A 22,919-nucleotide genomic window follows, 5' to 3' on the forward strand; every position below is an offset into this window, starting at 1 on the left:
CGAAAAATGTCTGAATCGCTGTCGTTCAGAAAAACTCAAGGAATGGGTGGATTGTTCCAGCGTTGCACGGTGACGATCAGGTGGCCTTCGCCGGTCAGGGATTTCCCTGCATCGTCGACGGCGGCGATCACCTTGAGGTTGCCGGCATTGTTGGTGGACATCTTGCGTGCCGGATTCGGCCCGGCATCGCCCGGGGTGAACACGCCTGCGTCGGCCTGCATGGTGCCAGCGAACTTGACGTCTTCGTCCTCTTTGGCGCGCTCGTCGAAGGCTTCGACTTTCCATTGCGCCGGGAACACACCGATGCGATACGGCTTGCCGTCGGCGCCCTTTCCCCAGGCTTCGGCGTCGAAACGGCCCTGGACTTTCGGCGTCGAACCACCGCCCTCGCCGATCCGCGCCACCGAGAATTCCGGCACCACTTTGACCGAGGCAATCGTGCTGTACACCGACAGGCTCGGGCCTTTCAGGCTGCCGACGCTGACCGCACGCAGGCCCGGCTGGGCATTGGCTGCGGCTTTGACCTTGACCTTGATCCGCTCGGCGTTCTGCTCGACCACTTCGACCACGTCCACGCCTTTGCCGAAATTCGGCTTGCCGCTCAGGCCGCTGCCGATCAGGGTCACTTCGGTTTCGCTGCCGGCCTTCACATAACCCGGCTGTACCGCCAGCAAACGCTGGGAACCTTGTTTGGCCGCGACAAAGTCCAGGCCGCGCTCATCGTGCTCGGCCTCGAACATCCGGCCCTGCATCGCGTTGCCTTGTGCGGCGAACACCTGACGCATCGTCACGCCATCAACGGTCACGTTGCCGCGCCATTCGTAGCCGCTGTAGAGGATCGCACTGCCATCGCCGTTGAACGGGCTGCCATCGGCGTACTGACCTTTGACGGCAACCTTGAAGGTGTCACTGCCATCGGCGGTGACGGTCATGGTACCGGCCAGTTCACCCTTGCCCGGCAGGTGGCCGCTGAAGCTCCAGCCGCCGGTCAATGCTTCGGCTTTCGGCGCGGTTTTCACCCAGGCCTGCCACGCCGGATTGTCCAGCGGATAACGCTTGCCCAGCAGCGGGACCATTTCCTTGCGTGCGATATCGAACCAGTCGCGATCCCGGGCCAGCGCCTGATACTCCAGCGACGGCCACTGGCCGAGGTGGAAGTTCACCAGGCGCTCCCATTCCTGAGCCGGACGCCGTTGCAGGGCGATCCGCGCACCGGAGTGGCATCGACCGCACATCTGCGCGGTTTTCTCGTCGAACTGCTCGACCGTGTTCAGCCGCCGTTCCAGCGCGTAACGCACGCCATCAGTTTCGCTCGGCGCCAGGCCCTGGGTATCGGCCAGGTATTTGACCAGTGTGCGGCGGTCTTCATCGCTGATCTGCAGACCGTGCATGGTCTGCATGCGGGCAATGCTCATCAGCCAGCCTTCCGGGGTCTTGCGCTGGTGGCTGATGCGGCTCAGCTGGTCGCCGGCTTCAGGGGTGTGACAGCCCTGGCAGGTTTCCTTGAGGATGGTCTGGGCATCACGGGCTGCCAGGCTGTGGGGCGAATGCAGGGCCACGCATGCGGCCACGGCCAGCAGGCTGGAGCTCATGCCTGATCGGTGTTTTCTCTTCATCAACGTCGAACCTCGCACGGTGCTTTCTTATTTTTGTGGCTTATCGTTTTTATGGTTTCTGCCGTTCGCGGCGATGCACGAACGGAGGCAAGCGAAACGTCTGAGGGGAGCAATACACGGAGCGTGCCAGCTTGCCGACAAGCTTTTCAATCAAGCAGTTACGCGCTCAACACAGCCTCGCGCCAATCCTTGCGCGGCCTCCCGGCGTCCAATTTCGCGACAGTTGTTGCAGTCTGAGACAAGCACAGTCGCAGGGCCAAAAGCCCGGTTGCCGACGACTGACCGTCCGATATCAAAGTGCCTGCTACGCTTGCTGTTCGCACACTCCGTGCGTCACGCCTCTAACCACCGAAAACCTGAGGAATGGAATCATGGGATCACATGGACAGGGTCAAGGCTGCACCCATTGCGGCTGTGAAAACCCGGTATGGAATACGCTTCGGCACACCGTCGACCTTAAAGCCTTCGCAGGCAAGGTCGCCGGCCAGTTACCGGAACCCGGCAGCGAATCATTGATCTTCACCGGCGGCACGATCTACCCGTTGAGAAACGGCAACATGGACGAACAGGTCGAAGCGCTGGGCATCCATGGCGGCGACGTGGTCGCTTCCGGCACTCTGACCCATGTGCAGGAGCGCATGAAGGCCAGGGGTATCAAATACACCACGCAATCACTGGGCGGCAGAACGCTGCTGCCGGGCCTGATCGAGCCGCATATGCACATCGTGCAATCCTGCGTCATGGATGGCTGGGTGAACCTTGGACCCATTGACGAACACACGCAGAAGCTGACGCCCCGCTATAACTGGAACACGCTAAAGGGCCTCCTCCAGGCAAGCCAGCCAAAGGACAAGAAGCAGTGGATCCTCGGGCGCATGGTCGATCCGGCGCTGATGCCGTTCACTGTGGTACCGGGCGGCAAGAACACGCTGACCCACTTCTACTGCGACAGCACGTTCGACCCGAAGGCTGACAACACCGGCAACCTCGACAGCATTGTCAGCGATAGCCCGCTGCTGATGATCAGCGCTTCGATGCACACCGTTTATCTGAACACGGCCGCCTGCAACGCTGTGTATTACCACGACAACGCCGCCAGTCAAAAGCTGCGGGACGAATACAAAAGCTTCGACATTTTCCTGGAAAAGACCAAGGGCAATCTTCAGGAAGAGGCTGGCATCACGCCTGCCTTGCTGTCGATACCGCTGGCGCAGGCGCTGGATGTGGTGAATATCTTCAAGTACATGAAAAGGTACTTCGAGACCGCCTCCAGCCGTGGCATCACCTTGCTGTATGACGCCATGGTCGACCCTGTGTCCAAGGCAATACTGGAAGCCTATGGCCTGACCCATCCGCGCAATGTTCGCGTCGGTTACGCGGCAGCCTGCAACGGTGTGGACTTCAGCAAGATCGAACCCTACAAACCGGTGACCAAGGAAGCGGCCCGGCTGTTTTATCAAGGCTCGGTGAAACTGATTTCCGACGGTTCGAACCAGGGGCTGACGGGCTACCAGGTCGATCCGTATTGCTGCGCAACCGACCGTCCCTACGGCAACTTCAACTTCTGTGAGCCGGGTGAGGATCACAAGGATCCGAAGACACTGCCCGAGACCTATCAGAAGACGTTGACCAATGCGGTCGCCACTGGCTGGCCGCTGATGATCCACGCTAACGGTGACCGGGCCATCGAGTTCACGCTACAGGCCTACAAGACCGCATTGAAGGGTCAGAGCGGGCTGGAAAAGCGCCACCGCATCGAACATTGCTCGATGCTGAACGACAAGACCCTCGACCAACTGAAAGATCTGGGCATCTCTCCCAGCTTTCTGATCGGTCATGTCGGTTACTGGGGTTACGTGTTCGAACAGGCCATCTTTGAGGAGAAAGCCACGGATATGCTCGACCTGTGCCAGGACGCCCTGGGCAGAGGCCTGCGTATTTCGCTGCACAGCGATTGCACGGTCACCCCGCTGGGCCCGTTGCGCTCCATGGAACAGGCTGTGACCCGCAAAATGGAAGGTGTACGCAATGAGGACGGTACCTTTGTCAAAGAGGCAGCCCGACAACCGGTACTCAACGAAGGCCAGTGCCTGACCCGGCAGCAGGCGCTGAAAGCCATCACCTATGACGCTGCGTGGCAGTGCCATGCCGATGCGTTTACCGGTTCGCTGCAGGATGGACATTTCGCCGACTTCGTGATTCTTGAGAAAAACCCGCTCGACGAAAAAGTCCCGGCCTCCGACATCCGTGACATAAAGGTCTGTGAAACCTGGAAAGGTGGACACAAGGTGTACACCCATCCCCAGCCCTGACCGATGAACGCCCGATCTCCCGGCAACCACGCCGGGTGATCGGTTTCGGCAAATAATCGAGCCCGAATCTAGCGAACGGAATTGTCCGGGTGAACCTTGTAACGCCCACAAAACTCGCAAACCGTCGAACATTCAGCTTGCGTGTCGGCCTTGGCTGCCAATGACCCGGAATCACGCAGGGCAGCTTGAATTCGACGCTCGCGGTAAAACGCATACGTGATCAGCAAACTAAAGCCCAATGACCAAAAACACAGAATTAAAGCCGTCATGATTTTTCCTCGAGTATGGCAACTGCGAAAGAGGTGGCGATCAAGAAAATACTGCTTGTAGCCATCAGGGCACCTGCCCGAATCGTATCAACATCGGTCAGATCGCCGATCAACAGCGCCGCAAACCCCGTCACCAGAAATCCAGTCCCCACGCCTATCATGGAATTGGTTAGCCACCGAATGGTTAAGTTGTTCATCGACATCCTTGTGAAAACACTGACCCACCAAATCCATGGCAGGAAAACCCTATACACAAAGCAACTTAGCTCGTACCTCATGCCTCCACCAGTCGGTAAAACCTGTCAGACGCGCGACTTTTCCTACCCCTTAAACGGCCCGATTTAGCCTAGGCCCCGTCACAGCGTTATTGGCTTTGTAGGACGCGTATCCTGCATCTCAATGACTGTCGCGTTTTGAGACAAATTCACGCTCATTGCCAATCAAACACTTCCCCCGTCAGGCCGTGAAACGGGACTGTGCGCGACCTTCGAGCATTTGGCACAAGCATTGCGAAAGCCCTTGTCGATCCCATCGAACAACAAGAGGTCTTCACCATGCCCCTGCCCTATCTGCTCCCTGCCACCTCGGCCTTCATCCAGCGTCCGCCGCGCATGCTGATCGGCGGTGACTGGGTCGAAGCCGCCGACGGCCAGACCATGCCGTTGCACAACCCGGCCACCGGCGAAGTGCTGTGTGTGGTGCCTCGCGCCACGCCGGAAGATGTCGACCGTGCGGTGCTCGCCGCTCGTCAGGCTTTCGATGATTCCGTCTGGAGTCGCACCCGCCCGCGTGAACGGCAGAACCTGTTATGGAAACTCGCCGACCTGATGCAGCGCGACGCCGAACTGCTGGCGCAACTGGAATGCCTTAACAACGGCAAGAGTGCCGCCGTGGCGCAGGTGATGGATGTACAACTGGCCATCGACTTCCTGCGCTACATGGCCGGTTGGGCGACCAAGATCGAAGGTTCCAGCGTCGACGTCTCGTTGCCGCTGATGCCCGGCGATCAGTTCCACAGTTTCATCCGCCGCGAAGCCGTGGGCGTGGTCGGCGCCATCGTTGCCTGGAATTTTCCGTTGCTGCTGGCCTGCTGGAAACTCGGCCCGGCGCTGGCCACCGGTTGCACCGTGGTGCTCAAACCGGCCGACGAAACCCCGCTGACCGCGCTGAAACTGGCGGAGCTTGTACTGGAGGCGGGTTATCCCGAAGGCGTGTTCAACGTGGTCACCGGCACCGGTATCACCGCCGGTTCCGCGCTGACTCACAACCCGCTGGTCGACAAGCTGACCTTCACCGGCTCCACTGCCGTCGGCAAGCAGATCGGCAAGATCGCCATGGATTCCATGACCCGCGTCACCCTCGAACTGGGCGGCAAATCACCGACCATCGTCATGGCCGACGCCGACCTGAAAACCGCTGCGGCAGGTGCCGCCAGTGCGATTTTCTTCAACCAGGGCCAGGTCTGCTGTGCGGGCTCCAGGCTGTACGTGCAGCGCAAGCATTTCGACAATGTGGTGGCCGACATCAGCGACATCGCCAATGCGATGAAACTCGGCAACGGCCTCGACCCGAGCGTGGAAATGGGACCGCTGATTTCCGCGCGCCAGCAGGAGCGGGTCTACAACTACATCGAAATGGGTCGGGAGAGCGGCGCGACCATCGCCTGCGGCGGCGAGCAGTTCGGGCCGGGGTTCTTCGTCAAACCGACGGTGATTGTCGATGTCGACCAGCAGCATTCGCTGGTGCAGGAAGAGATCTTCGGGCCGGTGCTGGTGGCAATTCCGTTCGATGACGAAGCCGATGCGTTGCGCATGGCCAATGACAGCCCTTACGGGTTGGGTGCCAGCATCTGGTCGAACGATCTGGCGGCGGTGCACCGGATGATTCCACGGATCAAGTCGGGGTCGGTGTGGGTCAACTGCCACAGCGCGCTGGATCCGGCGCTGCCGTTCGGCGGCTACAAGATGTCCGGCGTCGGGCGCGAGATGGGGTATGCGGCGATCGAGCATTACACCGAGTTGAAGTCGGTGTTGATCAAGTTGTAATGACTGGGCCCATGGCTCAGGGTCTGAAACCCTGAGCCAACAGCCACCCACGAACGGCTCGCCCCTGCTCAAGCGTCAACCCCGCCAACACCCGATCCGCCGGCTCATGGCGCAACCGCCGCACCAGCGGCGCCAGTTCCACGCCTTGCACATGCCAGATCCCCAGCGGCTGATCCGCCGTGATCACCACCTCGGCCTCGTCGACAAACCCGTCAATCAGCACCGGCATTCGCTCGACGCGCAGCGCGGCAAAATCCGCCGCTGCATGGGCCGCTTCAGCGTCTGGCCACTGCCGCCGCGCCTGCCAGAATGGTTGATCTAGCCAGCGCTGTTCATCGGCATAAAAGTCCCGACCAATTCGTGCAAATCGCAAGAACAGTTGCTCCACTCGCTGACGGTGAAAACGCTGCGCCAGCGCCGCCCGCTCGGGTTTGCGCAACAGCGTGTTGATCACCGCCGGCGCCTGCAACGCCGAAGACAGCGACTGAAAAATCCCGTTGCCCGACAGCGGATCCACCGCCATCGCCGCATCTCCAATGCGAATCCAGTTATCGCCACAAACCTGCGGTGCCAGAATCGCCGTGCTGCTGCGGGCGTGCAGTTGCAACTCCAACTCCTGCCCGCCGGCAAAGAACGCCTGAGCAAAATCCGAGGCCTGCCGCCGCGCGCGGCAGTGTTCGAGCAACTGCGCCTTGCCCGGCAACCCGGCACTCGCCACGTCCACGGTCCATTGCCAATAACATCGGCCGTCATTCCGCCGCGCCATCCACGCCCAACCGTCCTCAAGGCTTTCCACGGCGCTGGCGGTCACACCCGGCGCGCCTTGCCAGCGATTGAGCAGGCTGACCGTCTCCGGCCCGCGCAGACCTTTGCCGGATGCCGGTGCCTGACGCCCCCGGGCTTCCACCAGGAAATCCGCCGTCAGCGTCTGCCCGCCATCGAGTTCGACCCGATGACCATCCACCGAGGATTGAACATTGAGGACTCGACCTTCAATCACCTCGACCCCGACCACCCGCAAGTCTTCACGCAGACCGCGATCAAAGGCCGGACGATCCAGCAGAAATTCGATGTTCTGCGCATGCTGCTGGCCATTCCACGAAACCTGTCGCCGGGACGGCAACGTGGCGTCCGCCAGCGCGTGATTCAACCCGGCACCGCGCAACGCCTCCAGCACCCGTTGCGATACACCTTCGAGCGCCGCGAACCGGCGCCATTCGCTGATCAGCGTCACGGCGTAACCCAACCGTCGCAACCCCAACGCCACCGCCGCGCCCGCCGGCCCGGCACCGAGAATCAGGATCGGCGTCATGGGCCGAAACGCCGCTCAGGGCCACGATAACGAGCGTGCTGCTTCAGCCAGTCGATGACCTCGACATTGCTCGCCTGCAGGTGCTCCAGCAGATAGCCGGCGATGTGACCGCTCAACGCGGCACACCCCAGGCTGGCCCCGGACTGCCCCGGATAAGTGCCACGAACACAGGCAGCAAAATCCGCCTGTGCACTGTCGAGCCAAGACCACTGTTCATCGGTGCAACGGGCATCGCCGGTCACCCGCAATACTTGCGGATAACTGGCCGGAAACACCGCCGCGCCCTGCGCCGGGCTCGACGCACACAGCAACACTCCACGAGCCACCGCCGCCGTGCAGGCCTGGCGCAACAGGCTGCGATCCTGCCGCAGGCCCAGACTCAGATTGATCAGCCGCACGTCCTGCGCCACCAGCCAATCGATGGCCGCAGAAATCTGCAAGGCGCTGGTGACACCGCGTTGATCGAACACCTGGGCCACACAAATCTGTGCGGCCGGTGCCCGGCGGCTGATCGCCTCGATCACCGCACTGCCATGGCCAAGCGGATCGTCGCGCAGCTCCGATTCGGCCAGACCGTCGTCCAGCAATGAGAACCGTCGCCCGGCCATCACCTGCACCCGTTGCGCCGCCGAGTGCCCGCTGTCGACCACGCCGATACGCAATTCAGGCTTCATGCAGCACCGTTTTCGAAATGAGTACACCGTCGAGCAATTCGAAGCGCAGATCGGCATCGGCCAGGGTCGACGGACGATGGCTGATCAGAATCCGCGTGCGCCCGGCAAATAACCGGTCGATGGCTTCGATCACCTCGCGCTCGGTGGCTTCATCGACGGCCGAAGTGGCTTCGTCGAGCACCAGAATCAATGGATCCTGCAACAGCGCCCGGGCAATCGCGATGCGCTGTTTCTGCCCGCCGGACAACTGCTGGCCGCGCTCGCCCAACGGGCTGTCGAGACCTTCAGGCAACGACGCGATCAGGCTGTCGAGTTGCGCCAGCCGCGCGACCTCGGCGATGGCTTCGCGGCTGGCGTCCGGCACCGCGTAAGCCAGGTTGTCGGCGAGGCTGCCGCGAAACAGCACGATGTCCTGACTGACCACGGCGATGCGCCGACGCAGTTCGAACAGCTCAAGTTCGCGCAGATCCACTTCGCCGAGCAGCACCCGCCCGGATTGCGGATCGTGATGCCGTTGCAGCAGATCGATCAGCGTCGATTTACCAACGCCGGAGCCGCCGCTCAAAGCGACTTTCAGACCGCAGGGAATCGTCGCTTCAATGCCGCTCAATGTGCTCGGGCGACCCGGATGGCTGAAGTGCACCGCGTCGAAACGCAGCTCGCCCGAGGTCGGAAACGGTTTCGGCGTGGCCGGTGAAAACACTGTGGGCTCTTCGCCGCGCAACTCCATGACTCGTCCCAGGCTGACGGTCATGCGCTGGATCGCCACGTACAGCCCCAACAGGCTCTGCACAGGCCCGACCGCCATCCCCAGGTAGGTGGAAAACGCAATCAGCGCACCCAGCTGCCAAGTGCCCTGCACCACCCAATAACCACCGATCAAAAACGCGCAGGCGCGGGACAGCGAGGTCAAGGTGCCGGGCACTGCCTGGGTAAAAAACTCGGTGACTTGCAGGCGCAGCAACTGGTTCATGTAGCCCTGCCCGAGGTTTTCCAGACGTCGTGCTTCACGCTGCTGCTGACCGGCGGACTGGATGAACTTCATCACCGGCAGGGTCTCGACCATGAACGACGACATGTCCGCCGAACGCTCGCGCAACTGCCGCACATCACGCTCGACCTTGCGCCGCATCCAGCGCAGCCACAGCACGTCGAGCGGGATCAGCACCAGCGCCAGCAACGAGAGTTTCCACGACAGGGTGAACAGCATTGCGATCGCGACCACCAGGCCAATCACACTCGATACCGCCGAGAACAACGAGTCCACGGCGAAGCGCTGAATCTCCGCCACATCGCCGTCGAGCCGTGACATCAGATCACCGATCCGCCGCTGACCGTAGAAGCTCGGCGACAGCTTCTGCAAATGCCGGTAGAGGTCGTCACGAAGGGCAAACAGAATCCGCCCGGACAGCCGCGTGTGCAGATAACGGTTGATCCCCGACAACGCCGTGCCAAGCAACCCGGCAATGATCATCAGCACCGCAATCAGCACCAACATCGGAAAGTTGCGCGCCAGCAACCCATCGTCGATCAACAGCTTGACCAGCCACGGCTGCACCAGCACCAGCAGCGACGCGCACACCGACAGACCGAGCAAACCGGCAATCGCCAGCCGTTGCGGCCTTACAAACCCATACAGCCAGCGCAACGCCACCTGCAGCGTGGCGGGGTTGTGGCTGTCGATCAGCCGCACGAACAGGCGCTGCATCACGAGCGCAACTGTTTGAGTTTGCGATACAGGGTCGCGCGGCTGATGCCCAGGGCGTCGGCGGCGGCCGAGACGTTGCCCTGATGGGTGTCGAGGGACTGGCGAATCATCTCCAGTTCGTTCTCGCGAATGCTGCCGGTCTGGGGTTTCTCGGTGGCGGAGAGTTCGTCGAGCATGCTGTCGGGCAGGTGATCGAGGGTCAGCACGGTTTCACCGGGTTCGCGCATGGCCAAAGCGGTGCGCAGGACCATCTCCAGTTGGCGGATGTTGCCCGGCCAGTGATAAACCGCGAGCAAGCGATTGAGGTCGTCGTGCAACACGGCGTTCGGTGCGTCGAGTTTGCCCAGCAGACGAGTGACCAGCGCGGCGAAGTCATCGCGCTCACGCAGGGCCGGAAGCATCACGCTGATGCCGTTGACCCGGTAGAACAGATCTTCCCGGAATTGCTTGTCCTCGACCTGACGCTTGAGGTCGCGGTGGGTGGCGCAGATCAGTGCGACGTCGATGTCCTGCTCCTCGCCAGCACCCAGCGGCGCGACTTTGCGATCCTGCAAAACGCGCAGCAAACGTGCCTGCAGGGCCAGCGGCATATCACCGATCTCATCAAGGAATAACGTGCCGCCGTGGGCCTGTTGCAGGCGCCCGATCATGCCGCCACGACGCGATCCGGTGAACGCGCCTTCGCGGTAGCCGAACAGTTCCGATTCGATCAGGCCTTCGGGAATCGCCGCGCAGTTCACGGCCACAAACGGTTTGTCGCTGCGGCTGCCGGCCAGGTGCAGGGCGCGGGCGATCACTTCTTTACCGGTGCCGGTTTCGCCGAGCAACAGCACCGGCAATTCATTGGCCAAACCTTGTCGGGCCATGCGCAAAGCACGGGCATAACGGGCGTTGTTGCCGGCCAGTGCTTCCAGATCCGGTGGCGCCTTGGCGGTTTTCCCCACGCTGCGTGGCGGGCCGCCGAGGTTGACCGAGCGTGCCGGGGCACGCAGGGTCTTGTAGAAAAATTCGCCTTTGGCGGTCTGTACGCTGCCGACGCCGCCCTGTTGCAGACGGGTCAGCAATTGCACGCCATCGACCCCGAGGAATTCCTCACAGCGCTTGCCGACCAGTGCCGAACGCTCGGCCCGCAGCAACTGGCAGGCCTGAGCACTGACCGCCAGAATCTGCCCGCCGAGACTCACCGCCAGCAGGCCTTGCCACGGCGATTCCAGATACTGTCGGCGACTGTGAAAGGCAAGGACGATCTGATCGGGAAAGCTGTTGTTGAAGACCCGACTCTCGATCTGACTGACCGCCATGCTCAGCAGCGCGGTGCTGTCATGGACGCGGCCGAGAGGGCCTTCCCGGGTCAGGTCGAGGACGCCGAGAATTTCGCCCTGGGGGCAATGGATCGGCACCGAGGTGCAGGAAAAATCGGTGAGGCGATCAAGGTAATGTTCGCCGCAATCGATCAGGGTCGGCCGCGCTTCCACCAGAGCCGTGCCGAGGGCGTTGGTGCCGCGTGCGGCTTCGCTCCAGCAGGCACCGAGGGTGATGTCCTGCAAACCGCTGCCCTTGAGCCGGTCGGCACGTCCTTCGACCGCGAGAATGGTGGCGTCGGAATTGGCGAGGATGATCAGGCCCTCCTTGCCTTGGCGCTCGGCTAGGTAATCGATGGCCGGTATCGCCGCATCGATCAGCAGGCGATTGCTCGCCAGCAACACATCGAGACTGGCGCTCGATTCCAGCGCCAGCTCATGCTTGCCATTGAAATGCACGCCGTGGCTCAGGCTGCGCCGCCACGAAGCATCGATCTCCGCACGCAACACACCATCCGGGACCTGCCCTTCGAGATGGAGTTTTTCCCGGGCCAGCCGGGCTTCGTGGTAAGACTTGGGATCGGTTGTTTTTATTAGAGTCATCAAGCGCTCCGGAGCGGTCCGCTTTGCGCTTCTTTACTTCAGCGCCCTGACGCCAATGTTTACGTTAACGTCAGGGCGATGGCAAGCACCGCAGGGCGCTTCGTCAGGTGGATCGTCTCAGCGCTGCCACACCTCGCCATTCACGAAAAACGCCCGAGCGTTGTCTTCGAGACTCTCCAGGTGATAGCCGCCTTCCTGCACGATCAGGCACGGCAGGCCAAGGCTGCGAATGCGCTCACCCAGTGTTGCAAAGCCTTCACGGGTCACGGCGACTTTACTTTGCGGGTCCAGCTCATAGATATCGAAGCCCAGCGACAGCACCAGCACCTCGGCACCGAACTCGCGCACCGCCGCCAACGCAACTTCCAGTTGCCCGAGGAAGTCCGCCTCGCTTGAACCATGCGCCATCGGCAGATTGAGATTGAAGCCCTCCCCCGCACCGCTGCCGCGCTCGTCGGCAAACCCGGCAACACCCGGATAGAAATTGGTCGGATCGCCATGCACCGAGACGTAGAGTACGTCATCGCGGTCGTAGAAGATTTCCTGAATGCCCTGGCCGTGGTGCATGTCGGTATCGAGCACCGCGACTTTATCGAATTTGTCGCGCAGCACCTGCGCCGCCACCGCCGCATTGTTCACGTAGCAGAAACCACCCGCTGCTTCGGCCCGGGCATGGTGCCCCGGCGGACGGCACAGCGCGTACGCGGCCGGCTCGCCATCGATCAGCGCCTGAGCCCCGGCCACAGCGCTTTGCGCCGACCAGTAGGCCGAGCGCCAGGTCTGCTCGCCGACCGGGCAACTGCCGTCCGCCAGGTAACGCGCAGCCTGGGCGAGAATGCCGCGCAAAGCATTGGGCTCGCGGACGAAGATGTTCGACATCACCTCATCGCCCCAGTCTTCGGGGATTTCCTTCCAGCGTGCATGCGCTTCCTGAAGGAACGTCAGATACGGCGCGCCATGCACCGCCAGCAATGGTGCGAGGCCGGCATCGGCGGGTTGCTCGACACTGAAACCCAGACCGTGAGCGGCTTGCACCAGACGCTGGGCGCGCTCGGGGACTTCCTGCGGCGTGCGCATCTGCCCGCGCGAGTAATAGCTGCGCGGATGGTGGAGCAATTGTTCGGAATGGAAAAAACTGCGCATGCTTCAGACTCCTTGTTCGATTCGACCGGCGCGGGCCAGCACGGCGTTGAGCAACACATCGGTGCCCTGCTGCACATCCTCGGGTAACACATCTTCGGCTTCGTTGTGGCTCAAACCACCGACACAGGGAATGAACACCATCGCTGTCGGGCAGTAGCGCGCCAGATGGATCGCATCATGCCCGGCGCCGCTGACAATCGACTGCTGAGCGTAGCCCAGCGCATTCACCGCCTCTTGTACGGCCGCCACGCACTCGGCGTCGAACGGTGTGGCCGGGCTGATCCAGTGCGGGGTGATCGTCAGGTTCAGGCCACGACCGTCGGCGATCGCCTGCAAGCGGGCGCGGACTTGTTGCTCCATGGCGGCGATGGCGTCGTCGCGGTGATGACGCAGATCGACGGTGAAATTCACCAGTCCCGGAATAGTGTTGCGCGAGGATTTGTTGATGATCAGTTCGCCAACCGTGGTCAGGCCTTCGGGGGCAAAATCTGCCGCCAGACCTTCGATTGCCTGAATCATCCGCGCCACGCCGTACAGCGCGTCTTTGCGCAGCGGCATCGGCGTGGTGCCGGCGTGTGCGGCCATGCCTTCCACGCGCACGTCGAGCCAGCGGATCGCCTGACCGCCCGTGACCACGCCGATGCTCTTGGCGTTGTCTTCAAGGATCGGGCCCTGCTCGATGTGTGCTTCAAAATACGCATCCACCGCGCCGCCCAACGGACGCTCACCGGCGTAACCGGTACGCTGCAAGGCCTCGGCAACACTGATGCCAGCCGCGTCACGCACGGCCAGCGCAGCGTTCAGTTCCATGATTCCGGTGAACACTGCCGAGCCGAACATGGCCGGGGTGAAGCGCGCGCCTTCTTCGTTGGTCCACACCGCCACTTCCAGCGGTTTGCGGGTCCGGATGTTGAGGTCGTTGAGGCAACGCACCACTTCCAGCCCGGCGAGCACGCCGTAGACACCATCGAAACGCCCGCCCTCGGGCTGGGTGTCGAGGTGGCTGCCCATCATCACCGGCGCAGCGTCCGGATCGGTGCCGGCGCGGCGGGCGAACAGGTTGCCGATGGCATCCACGCTCAGGGTCATGCCGGCTTCGCGGCACCAGTGGGCGAACAGTTCGCGGCCGGCCTTGTCTTCTTCGCTCAACGCCAGACGGCAGTTGCCGCCCCGGGCTGTCGCACCGATTTCGGCCATGGCCATCAGGCTCGCCCACAGGCGTTCGCCATTGATTTTCAACATGAGGTTCTCCTGAAATTCCGGGTCAGGCACGGGCCATTTCCGCGCGATGGGCGCTGGCGTGACGACGGGCGAGGGACAGCACGCAGACCAGCGAGATGCCGGCGATCAGGCTGTAGAACACCGCCATCGGCCACCACTGCCCGGTGAATTTGTGCGCCAGCATCGTGCCGATCAGCGGCGTCAGCCCACCGGCCACCGCGCCGCAAATCTGATAGGCGAGCGAGATTGCGGTGTAGCGAACACGGGTCTCAAACATGCCGCTGACGTAACCGGCGATCACCGCGTAGAACGAGGCCATACACACCACCGCCAGGGCGATGCCGAGGATGATCAGCGGCGCCTGGGCCGAGCTGACCAGCACAAACATCGGATACGGCGAGGCCATCGCCAGCAGCGACACCAGGCACAGGAAACGCGTCGCGCCGATTTTCTCCGCCGTCCATGCGGCCAGCGGCTGGATGCAGAACTGAATGATCGCGACGAAGAACAGGCATTCGAGAATCAGCGAACGCGGCAGCGCCAGTTGCTGAGTGGTGTAGGCGATCATGAAGGTGTTGGTGAAATACACCCCGGCGATGCCCAACGTGTTGGCGCCGATGCACAGCAACAGTGGTCGCCACGCGGTGCGCAGGACTTCCATCACCGGCGCCTGTTCTTTCTTGATCTGCTTGGTGGCCTGCTCGCGGCTGGCGAGGAATTCCGGAGACTCATTCACGCCCAGACGAATCGCCAGACCGACCAGCAGCAACAACGCACTGGCGAGGAACGGCAGACGCCAGCCCCAGCTCATCAGGTCTTCTTCCGGCAAACGAGTCACCGCGCTGAAGGCCAACAGCGACAGGATCAAACCCGCCGGGCTACCCAATTGCGCAAACGACGCAAAGAAATTGCGCCGGCCCTTTGGCGCATGTTCACCGGCCATCAACACCGCCCCGCCCCACTCGCCACCGACAGCGATGCCCTGGACGATGCGCAGCAGAATCAGCAGTACCGGCGCCGTCGCGCCGATCTGCGCGTAGGTCGGCAACAGACCGATGCACACTGTCACTACGCCCATCATCAGCAGCGTGATGATCAGGGATTTTTTGCGGCCGATGCGGTCGCCGATATGGCCAAAAATGATCCCGCCCAACGGCCGGGCAAAGAAGCCCACGGCGAAGGTGCCGAATGCAGCCATGGTGCTGAACAGCGGATCGTCGGAAGGAAAGAACAACGCGCCGAACACCAGCGCGGCGGCGGTGGCGTAGATGTAAAAGTCGTACCACTCGATCATGGTGCCGATGAAGGCTGCGGCCGCCGCACGGCGCGGCTGGTTCGAAGCGTGAGGCTTCATGGGGTCGGGCTCCTTTGATTGTTTTTCTGGCAGGAGGGAAACGGCAAATCCGAGGCACTCTGACGGCGCCTGTCTGGGGGTGATTTATCGTTCCGGGGCTACGATTAGTCAATTTTCTATTTATTATTCCGACTATTACCCAACCTTATAATCGAGAAATCCCATGGCCGAACGCGATGTCCAGCGCCTGCTCAACGACCGCCTCGACTGGAACCTGTTGCGCACCTTCCGGGTGATCGGCCAGGAGCTGAGCATCAGCCGCGCCGCCGCGCGTCTGCACCTGACGCAACCGGCGGTGAGCCAGGCGCTGAAACGTCTGGAGGAGCAATTGGGCCGCCAACTGATTGCCCGGCGCGGTCCGCGCTTTGCCCTCACCGAAGTCGGCGAGCAGATTTTCGAACTGGCCGGCGAGATCTACGGGCAAATGTCCCAGGTCAGCAGCCTGCTGGAACAACCGGCCGACGAAGTGATCGGCAAGGTCAGATTGCTCATCATCAGCCGGATCTTTTCCGAGCGTTTCGATGATTTCCTCGCCGACTTCCACCGGCAGTATCCACGGGTGGATCTGGAGGTCGATGTGATGCGCAGTTCGGACATCGTCAGCGCCCTTCAGGAGAAAACCGCGACCCTCGGCCTGAGCCTCAATCGCCGTCCGCAACCGCGTCTGGAACAGCGTCTGTTCCTGCGTCAGCGCTACGCGTTTTTCTGCGGCAAACACCACGCGTTGTTCGGCCGACAGGACATCGGCGAAGGCGATCTGCAGCGGGAGAATTTCGTCAGTTTCACCAGCGACCAGATTGGCGGAATGCTCTCGCCGCTGACGATTTTTCGCGATCAACAGGGTTTCAGCGGACGTATCGTTGCCTCCTCGCCAAGCCTGGAAGAAGTGCGCCGACTGGTGATTGCCGGGTTCGGTATCGGTTGCCTGCCGGAGCATGTGGCGGCGGCGGACGTCGAGGCTGGATTGCTCTGGCGCCTGCCGCCCCACGAAGGGATTGCCGATGTCGACATTCATCTGCTGTGGAACCGCGATCAGCGCATGAGCCGCGCTGAAACCCTGTTCATCGAACGCTTGCAGGCCTGTCTGGCGGATCAGTAACCGAGCAGCCGATCCGCGCTATTGAGCAATGGTTCGCCGGCATTCAAACGGCGGAAGTTCTCGGCGATCTGTTCGGCGATGCAATCGTGGGAGGCCGCCGAAGCCATGTGTGGTGTGATGGTCACGCCCGGGGTTTTCCACAGTAGATGATCGGCGGGTAGCGGTTCCTGTTCGAAGACATCGAGCAGTGCCCCGCGCAGTTTTCCACGGGCCAGCGCTTGTTGCAGATCCTCGATATTCAGATGCCCGCCGCGACCAACGTTGACCAGTGCCGCGCCGTTGGCTAACCGTTCGAATGTCTGGCGGTTGAGTATGCCGCGTGTTTCGTGAGTGAGCGGCAACAGATTGATCAGCAATTCCACACCGTCGAGAAATGGATTGAAGGCATCAGTGCCGGCGAAGGTCTGCACGCCTGGTAGATCCTTGCCGCTGCGCGCCCAGCCACGTACGTCGTAACCGGCGGTTGCCAGATCTTGGGCGATTGCGCTGCCGAGCGAGCCGAGCCCCATCACACCGATCCGGAACTCATGGGCCGGGCGTTGCAGCGGTCGCTCCCAATGCTGTTGGCGCTGTTGCTCAAGGACTTGATCGAAGCCGCGATGGTAGTGAATCACCGCCCAGCGCACGTATTCGGTCATGCCCTGGCGATGGCCGGGATCTACCACCCGGCACACCGGCAGGTCCGGGCACGACGGATCGTGTTCCAGATGATCGATGCCGGCGGCGACCGAGTGAATCACTTGCAGATTGGGCAACGCGGCAAGGCTGCCCGACAGCGGGAACCAGCACGCCGCGATCTGCGCATTCACCGCCCGGGGATCATCGGCCAGCACCGCCGAGAGCTGCGGCGCACGGCGGGCAAACGCTTCCTGCAATTGTTTGAGCAACAGCGTGTCACGGGACATCAGTGCAACGGTGTTCATGACAGATAGGACTCGCGCTGGGATTCGATCAGGGTCAGTGCGGCCTCCCAGGCCAGGTCGATGATGTTGTCCTGTTCATCGCGGTCGAACTGTTCGGCGGTGTGGGCGCAGACTTCCGGCGACGGGAAATGCAGCTCACAACCGCCGGCCAGCGCCTGCACTTGAGCTTGGCAGGCACGCTCCAGAAAGTGGATTTCCTGGAACGCCTGAGCCACACCGGAGCCGCCGACCAACAAACCGTGATTGCGCAGGATCATTGCCCGGTGCGGGCCGAGGTCGGCGATCAAACGTTCGCGCTCATCCAGCGACAAGGCGATACCTTCGTAGGTGTGGTAAGCCAGTTTTCCGTAGAACTTCAGCGCGTGCTGACTGATCGGCAGCAGGCCTTGTTTCTGCGCGGCGACGGCCATGCCGGCAGCGGTGTGGGTGTGGATCACGCAGTTCAGATCCGGTCGGGCCATGTGGATTGCCGAGTGGATCACGAAGCCGGCGGCGTTGACCCGATGCCCGGCGTATTCAGGGTCGACGATGCGCCCGTCCTGATCGATGCGCACCAGATCGGAGGCGCGCATGCGGTCGAAGATCACGCCGTAGCGGTTGATCAGGAAATGATGCTCCGGACCCGGAATCCGCAGGGTGATGTGGGTGTCGATCAGGTCGGTCATGCGAAAGTGCGCGATCAGACGGTACAGCGCGGCGAGCTCGCAACGGGCTTTCCATTCGATCGCGTCGATGTGGGCGGGTTTACTCACGAATACACCTCTTTGCTTGTATGAAGGACGACCGGGTTGGCCCGCAGACGCGCGAGGCCACAGACACCGATCAGCGACAGGGCCGACAGCAGCGTGAAGAACACCGCCAATGGCAGCCATTGCCCGGAAAACTTGCTGGCCAGCAGCGTGCCGATCAGCGGCGTGGTACCGCCGGCTAGTGCGCAGCTCAGCTGATAAGCGATGGAAATGCCCGAGTAGCGCAGGTGCACAGGGAACGCCTGGGTCATGTACCCGGCGATTACCGCGTACAGCGCGGAGAGGATCACCACCGCGACGGCGATGCCGAGGGTCATTAACAGAATGTTTTGAGTGCCGACCAGCAGGAACATCGGGTACGGCGTGACCATGCACAGCAATGCGACCAGCATCAGGAACCGCCCTTCGCCAATGCGTTCGGCCAGCAGCGCCGACAATGGTTGCGAGAGCAATTGGATGATCGTCACCAGGAACAGGCAGTCGAGAATGGTCGCTCGTGGAATGCCCTGATATTGGGTGACGTAGGTGATCATGAAGGTGTTGGTGAAGAAGAAACCGGCCGAGCCGATGGTCACGGCGGCGGCCGCGAACAGAATCTGCCGCCAGCACTGACGAATCACGTCCTTCACCGGGTATTTCGCAGTTTCGTTGTTGTCCCTGGCCTTGGCGAATTCCGGCGATTCGTGCACACCGGAACGAATCATCAGCCCGACCATCATCAGCACACCGCTGGCGAGAAACGGCAGACGCCAGCCCCAGGCGAGGAAGTCTTCCGGCGACAGCGACGTCACCAGACGAAACGCGATCAATGCCAGCAGTAAACCCGCCGGGCTACCGAGTTGGGCGAACGAGGCATAGAAGGTTTTGCGCTTGGCTGGCGCGTGTTCGCTGGCCATCAACACCGCCCCACCCCACTCGCCGCCAACGGAGATGCCTTGAATCAGGCGCAGCACGATCAATCCGATGGGCGCCCAGATGCCGACGCTGGCGTAACTCGGCAACAGACCGATGCCTGCGGTGGCCAGGCCCATCAGTGCCATGGTCACCAGCAGCATTTTCTTGCGGCCGAGACGGTCGCCCAGGTGTCCGAACACCATGCCGGCCATGGGCCTTGCAATGAAGCCAACGGCGAAACTGCCGAACGCGGCGAGTGTGCTGGTCACCGGATCGCTACTGGGAAAGAACACTTGCCCGAGCACCAGTGCGGCGGCGGTGGCGTAGATGTAGAAATCGTAGAATTCGATGGTCGTGCCAATGAAGGCAGCGGCCGCGGCGCGACGCGGCTGAGCGATGGTGTGCATGCAAGAACCCTGTGTATTTATAGTTTTGGGCAGGTGTCGAGGCGGCTGACGGTCGCGCTCTGTGGCGCTTGTGGGCTTTATCGCTTCCGTGACAGGATTAGTCAATTTTCAAAAACTAATCTTTACTATTAGCGTGGCTACTGCATGAGTGCTTCCTCGAATCCCTGGATCGGCCGGCGCTTTCTCAACGATCGTCTGGACTGGAACCTGCTGCGCACGTATCTGGTGATCGGTCAGGAAGGCAGCATGAGCCGCGCCGCCGCGCGATTGCACATCACTCAGTCGGCGGTCAGCCAGGCGTTGAAACGTCTCGAAGAACAACTGGATTGCGTGTTGATTGCCCGGAGTGGAAGGCGCTTTGATCTGACGGAGACCGGAGAGGAAGTCCTGCGGATTGCGGCGGATATCTACGGCGATATTTCCCGCTTGGGCACCGTGGTCGAGAACCGCCATGATGACGTAGTCGGCAAGATCCGAATCCTCACCGTCAGTGGCGTGCAGGCGCGGCATTACGACGAGTTTCTTGCGGACTTCCACGAAACTCACCCGAAAATCGAGCTCGAAGTCGAAGTGATGGGCAGCTCGAACATCATCAGTTCACTGCTGCAAAAGACCGCTACGGTCGGCGTCGGATTATGTCGCTTGCCACAGCCCCGACTGGAACAACGGGTGCTGTTTCGTGAGCGTTATGCGTACTTTTGCGGGCAGCGGCATCGACTGTTCGGGCAGCAGAATCTGACGCTGGAACAACTGGCGGCGGAGAACTTTGTCAGCTTCACCAGCGATCAGCTCGGCGGCAATCTTTCGCCGTTGACGCTGTTTCGTGACCAGCAGGGCTTTACCGGCAAGATCGTCGCCTCCTCTACCAGTTTCGAAGAGATTTACCGCTTGATCTGTGCAGGATTCGGGATTGGCTGTCTGCCGACTCACCTGGTCCGTCGGGATGTCGAGCAGGGCTTGCTGTGGCGCTTGCCACCAGAGGACGGGGTGGTGGATTTCGATATCCAGCTGCTGTGGAATCGCGAACAGAAGATGACTCAGGCGGAAACGGTGTTCCTCGACAGCTTCCAGCACATGCTCAGCTTGCGTGAGCCTGTGCTGTGAAGCTGTGGCGCATTACACGTGTGGATCGCCCGGCGCCTTGGTCGGCGCGGCGTATTGCGGCTTGAGGTGACCGTCCTGGTCGAGTAGCCAGGCGTCCATGATCTGCCGCACCACAGGGCCTGCGACTCGCCCCCCCGCCTCACCGTTTTCGATCATCACCGAGATGGCGATCTTCGGATGTTCGGCCGGAGCGAAACCGACGAACAAGGCGTTGTCACGATGGCGCTCGAGGGTTTTCTCGCGGTTGTAGCGCTCACCCTGCTTGATCGCCACCACCTGCGCCGTACCACTCTTGCCGGCGATGCGGTACTGCGCACCGGCTGCCGCGGCGCGGGCGATACCTCGGGCGTCGTGCATTACCATCTGCATGCCGTGGTTGACCTGATCCCAGTCACGCGGATCCTTGAGCAGGATGTTTGGCATCGGGTGTTCGTCCACAGGCGGCACACCGTCGACGGTCTTGGCCAGGTGCGGACGGTTCCAGACGCCCTTGTTAGCGATCAACGCGGTGGCCTGAGCCAGCTGCAGCGGTGTGACCTGCATGTAGCCCTGGCCGATGCCGAGAATCACTGTCTCACCGGGGAACCACGCCTGACGCCGGGTAGCGCGCTTCCAGGCCTGTGACGGCATCAGGCCGGGAGACTCTTCGAACATGTCCAGGGAGACTTTCTCGCCGAGTCCGAACATCGCCATGTAGTCGTGCAATCGATCGATGCCGAGCTTGTGCGCGAGGTCGTAGAAGTAGGTGTCGTTGGAGCGCATGATCGCCGCATCCATGTCCACCCAGCCGTCGCCGCTGTGGTTCCAGTTGCGGTACTTGTGGTCGAAGTCCGGCAGTTGGTAGTAGCCAGGATCGAAAACGCGGGTCTGTGGCGTGACCACGCCGGCGTCGAGCCCGGCAATTGCCACTTCCGGCTTGATCGTCGAACCGGGTGCGTACAGACCGCGCAATACGCGGTTGAACAACGGTCGGTCGATGGAGTCACGCAGCGCCGAGTACTCCTTGGAGCTGATACCGGTCACGAACAGGTTGGGGTCGAAGCTTGGGTTGCTGACCATGGCCAGTACTTCGCCGGTCGAGGGGTCCAGTGCAACGACCGAGCCGCGACGGTCGCCCAGTGCGGCTTCGGCGGCTTCCTGAAGCTTGACGTCGAGGCTCAGGACGATGTTTTTGCCGGGCACTGGGTCGGTGTGCTTGAGGACACGCAATACGCGGCCCTGAGCGTTGGTTTCCACTTCCTCGTAACCGACATGGCCGTGCAGTTGCGCTTCGTAGAAACGCTCTACGCCCGTCTTGCCGATGGATTGGGTGCCACGGTACTCGACGGAGTCGAGCGTCTTGGATTCTTTTTCATTGATGCGCCCGACGTAGCCGATCGAGTGGGCGAAGTGCGCGCCAAGCGGGTAGTGACGAACGAACTGCGGTTCGACATCCAGCCCCGGCAAGCGGAACTCGTTGACCGCCAGCACGGCAATCTGTTCTTCGGTCAGTTCATAGAACAGGGTCACCGGTGTAAACGGGTGACGCGACTGTTTCATGGCCTTGTCGAAGACTGTGCGGTCTTCAGCGGGCAGATGAAGGAGACTGATGACTTCGTCCAGCTCCTGATTGACATCAGTGGCACGTTCGCGGGTGATGATCAGGTTGTAACTGGGGCGGTTGTCGGCCAACAGCACGCCGTTGCGGTCGTAAATCAGTCCGCGTGTTGGCGGGATTGGCAAGACGTGGACACGGTTGTTTTCGGAGATGGTCGAGTGATAGTCGAACTCAACCACTTGCAGGATGTACAGGCGCACTACCAGCGCACAGCTGATCGCGAAGACAAACAAGGCACAGGCAACCAGCCGTTTATTGACCAGGCGCGTCTCTTTTTCGTGATCCTTGATGGGAATTGGTTCAGGCATTTCTGCAGCAACTCTTTGACAAAAATGAGCGCCGATCCGTGGGCGAGACATCAGTCCGTTAAAAACGAGCTGCACCATACCAAAAACCGGGCGGTCATTTCAGAAGGATTTCCCCAGTGGCTGCCCTAACGACGGTCGGAGCCTTGTTCGACCACTTTCCTGCGGGCAAAACAAAACCCCAACTGCTTTCGCAATTGGGGTTTCGGAATTTAATCTTGACGATGACCTACTCTCACATGGGGAAACCCCACACTACCATCGGCGATGCATCGTTTCACTT

At 61.5% G+C, this 22,919-nt stretch carries 17 protein-coding genes; 4 read left to right on the forward strand and 13 right to left on the reverse strand.

Translation table 11 applies throughout. The annotated features are described in order from the left end of the window. Positions 1-35 precede the first annotated feature (35 nt). Positions 36-1,616, reverse strand: coding sequence for a quinohemoprotein amine dehydrogenase subunit alpha (peaA, locus tag DXT77_RS06290; RefSeq protein WP_119427010.1), 1,581 nt, complete (start codon positions 1,614-1,616; stop codon positions 36-38). A gap of 371 nt (positions 1,617-1,987) precedes the next feature. Here peaA and DXT77_RS06295 point away from each other — a divergent pair, with 371 nt between their 5' ends. Further along, a complete protein-coding gene (locus DXT77_RS06295; RefSeq protein WP_119427011.1) occupies positions 1,988-3,928 on the forward strand; it encodes an amidohydrolase in 1,941 nt (646 codons plus the stop codon). A gap of 265 nt (positions 3,929-4,193) precedes the next feature. On the opposite strand, the gene DXT77_RS06300 is transcribed toward DXT77_RS06295, so the two are convergent. Further along, on the reverse strand, positions 4,194-4,394 hold the full coding sequence (locus tag DXT77_RS06300) for a hypothetical protein (RefSeq protein ID WP_119427012.1): 201 nt from the start codon (positions 4,392-4,394) through the stop codon (positions 4,194-4,196). Between the two features lie 357 nt (positions 4,395-4,751). On the opposite strand from DXT77_RS06300, the gene DXT77_RS06305 reads away from it, so the two are divergent. Further along, positions 4,752-6,242 carry an aldehyde dehydrogenase gene (locus tag DXT77_RS06305; RefSeq protein ID WP_119427013.1) on the forward strand — a complete coding sequence of 497 codons (1,491 nt, stop codon included), beginning with the start codon at positions 4,752-4,754 and terminating at the stop codon, positions 6,240-6,242. A 16-nt stretch (positions 6,243-6,258) separates the two neighbouring features. Here the strand turns inward: DXT77_RS06305 and DXT77_RS06310 are convergent, their stop codons facing one another. From DXT77_RS06310 to DXT77_RS06340, 7 genes are all read right to left on the reverse strand, one after another. Then, positions 6,259-7,554 carry an NAD(P)/FAD-dependent oxidoreductase gene (locus tag DXT77_RS06310; RefSeq protein WP_119427014.1) on the reverse strand — a complete coding sequence of 432 codons (1,296 nt, stop codon included), beginning with the start codon at positions 7,552-7,554 and terminating at the stop codon, positions 6,259-6,261. After that, entirely contained in the window at positions 7,551-8,228 is a 678-nt protein-coding gene (locus tag DXT77_RS06315; protein ID WP_119427015.1) for a S8 family serine peptidase, read from the reverse strand. The genes DXT77_RS06310 and DXT77_RS06315 overlap by 4 nt, the downstream gene beginning before the upstream one ends. Next, on the reverse strand, positions 8,218-9,936 hold the full coding sequence (locus DXT77_RS06320; RefSeq protein ID WP_119427016.1) for an ABC transporter ATP-binding protein: 1,719 nt from the start codon (positions 9,934-9,936) through the stop codon (positions 8,218-8,220). Before DXT77_RS06320 ends, DXT77_RS06315 begins: the two co-directional genes overlap by 11 nt. Further along, on the reverse strand, positions 9,936-11,840 hold the full coding sequence (locus DXT77_RS06325; RefSeq protein ID WP_119427017.1) for a sigma-54-dependent Fis family transcriptional regulator: 1,905 nt from the start codon (positions 11,838-11,840) through the stop codon (positions 9,936-9,938). Before DXT77_RS06325 ends, DXT77_RS06320 begins: the two co-directional genes overlap by 1 nt. A gap of 117 nt (positions 11,841-11,957) precedes the next feature. After that, complete coding sequence (locus DXT77_RS06330; protein ID WP_119427018.1) at positions 11,958-12,983, reverse strand: histone deacetylase family protein; 1,026 nt, start codon at positions 12,981-12,983, stop codon at positions 11,958-11,960. Positions 12,984-12,986: 3 nt separating this feature from the next. Then, positions 12,987-14,225: a Zn-dependent hydrolase gene (locus tag DXT77_RS06335; protein WP_119427019.1), complete on the reverse strand. Its 1,239-nt coding sequence runs from the start codon at positions 14,223-14,225 to the stop codon at positions 12,987-12,989. Positions 14,226-14,247: 22 nt separating this feature from the next. Then, on the reverse strand, positions 14,248-15,558 hold the full coding sequence (locus tag DXT77_RS06340) for an MFS transporter (protein WP_007953111.1): 1,311 nt from the start codon (positions 15,556-15,558) through the stop codon (positions 14,248-14,250). Between the two features lie 163 nt (positions 15,559-15,721). Between DXT77_RS06340 and DXT77_RS06345 the strand changes: the two genes are divergently transcribed. After that, positions 15,722-16,657: a LysR family transcriptional regulator gene (locus tag DXT77_RS06345; protein ID WP_119427020.1), complete on the forward strand. Its 936-nt coding sequence runs from the start codon at positions 15,722-15,724 to the stop codon at positions 16,655-16,657. Here DXT77_RS06345 and DXT77_RS06350 read toward each other — a convergent pair. From DXT77_RS06350 to DXT77_RS06360, 3 genes are read right to left on the reverse strand one after another with little or no spacing between them, the layout of a single operon-like run. Then, on the reverse strand, positions 16,651-17,580 hold the full coding sequence (locus tag DXT77_RS06350; protein ID WP_119427021.1) for a glyoxylate/hydroxypyruvate reductase A: 930 nt from the start codon (positions 17,578-17,580) through the stop codon (positions 16,651-16,653). The two genes, DXT77_RS06345 and DXT77_RS06350, sit on opposite strands and share 7 nt — an antisense overlap. Next, entirely contained in the window at positions 17,577-18,332 is a 756-nt protein-coding gene (locus DXT77_RS06355) for a class II aldolase/adducin family protein (protein WP_119427022.1), read from the reverse strand. The genes DXT77_RS06350 and DXT77_RS06355 overlap by 4 nt, the downstream gene beginning before the upstream one ends. Then, positions 18,329-19,630, reverse strand: a complete 1,302-nt coding sequence (locus tag DXT77_RS06360; RefSeq protein WP_119427023.1) for an MFS transporter — start codon at positions 19,628-19,630, stop codon at positions 18,329-18,331. Before DXT77_RS06360 ends, DXT77_RS06355 begins: the two co-directional genes overlap by 4 nt. 144 nt (positions 19,631-19,774) lie before the next feature. On the opposite strand from DXT77_RS06360, the gene DXT77_RS06365 reads away from it, so the two are divergent. After that, positions 19,775-20,734, forward strand: coding sequence for a LysR family transcriptional regulator (locus DXT77_RS06365; protein ID WP_119427024.1), 960 nt, complete (start codon positions 19,775-19,777; stop codon positions 20,732-20,734). A gap of 12 nt (positions 20,735-20,746) precedes the next feature. On the opposite strand, the gene mrdA is transcribed toward DXT77_RS06365, so the two are convergent. After that, positions 20,747-22,639, reverse strand: coding sequence for a penicillin-binding protein 2 (gene mrdA, locus DXT77_RS06370; RefSeq protein ID WP_119427025.1), 1,893 nt, complete (start codon positions 22,637-22,639; stop codon positions 20,747-20,749). Positions 22,640-22,919 lie beyond the last annotated feature (280 nt).

Source organism: Pseudomonas sp. 91RF (assembly GCF_003576265.1).
Taxonomy (GTDB): Bacteria; Pseudomonadota; Gammaproteobacteria; order Pseudomonadales; family Pseudomonadaceae; genus Aquipseudomonas; species Aquipseudomonas kribbensis.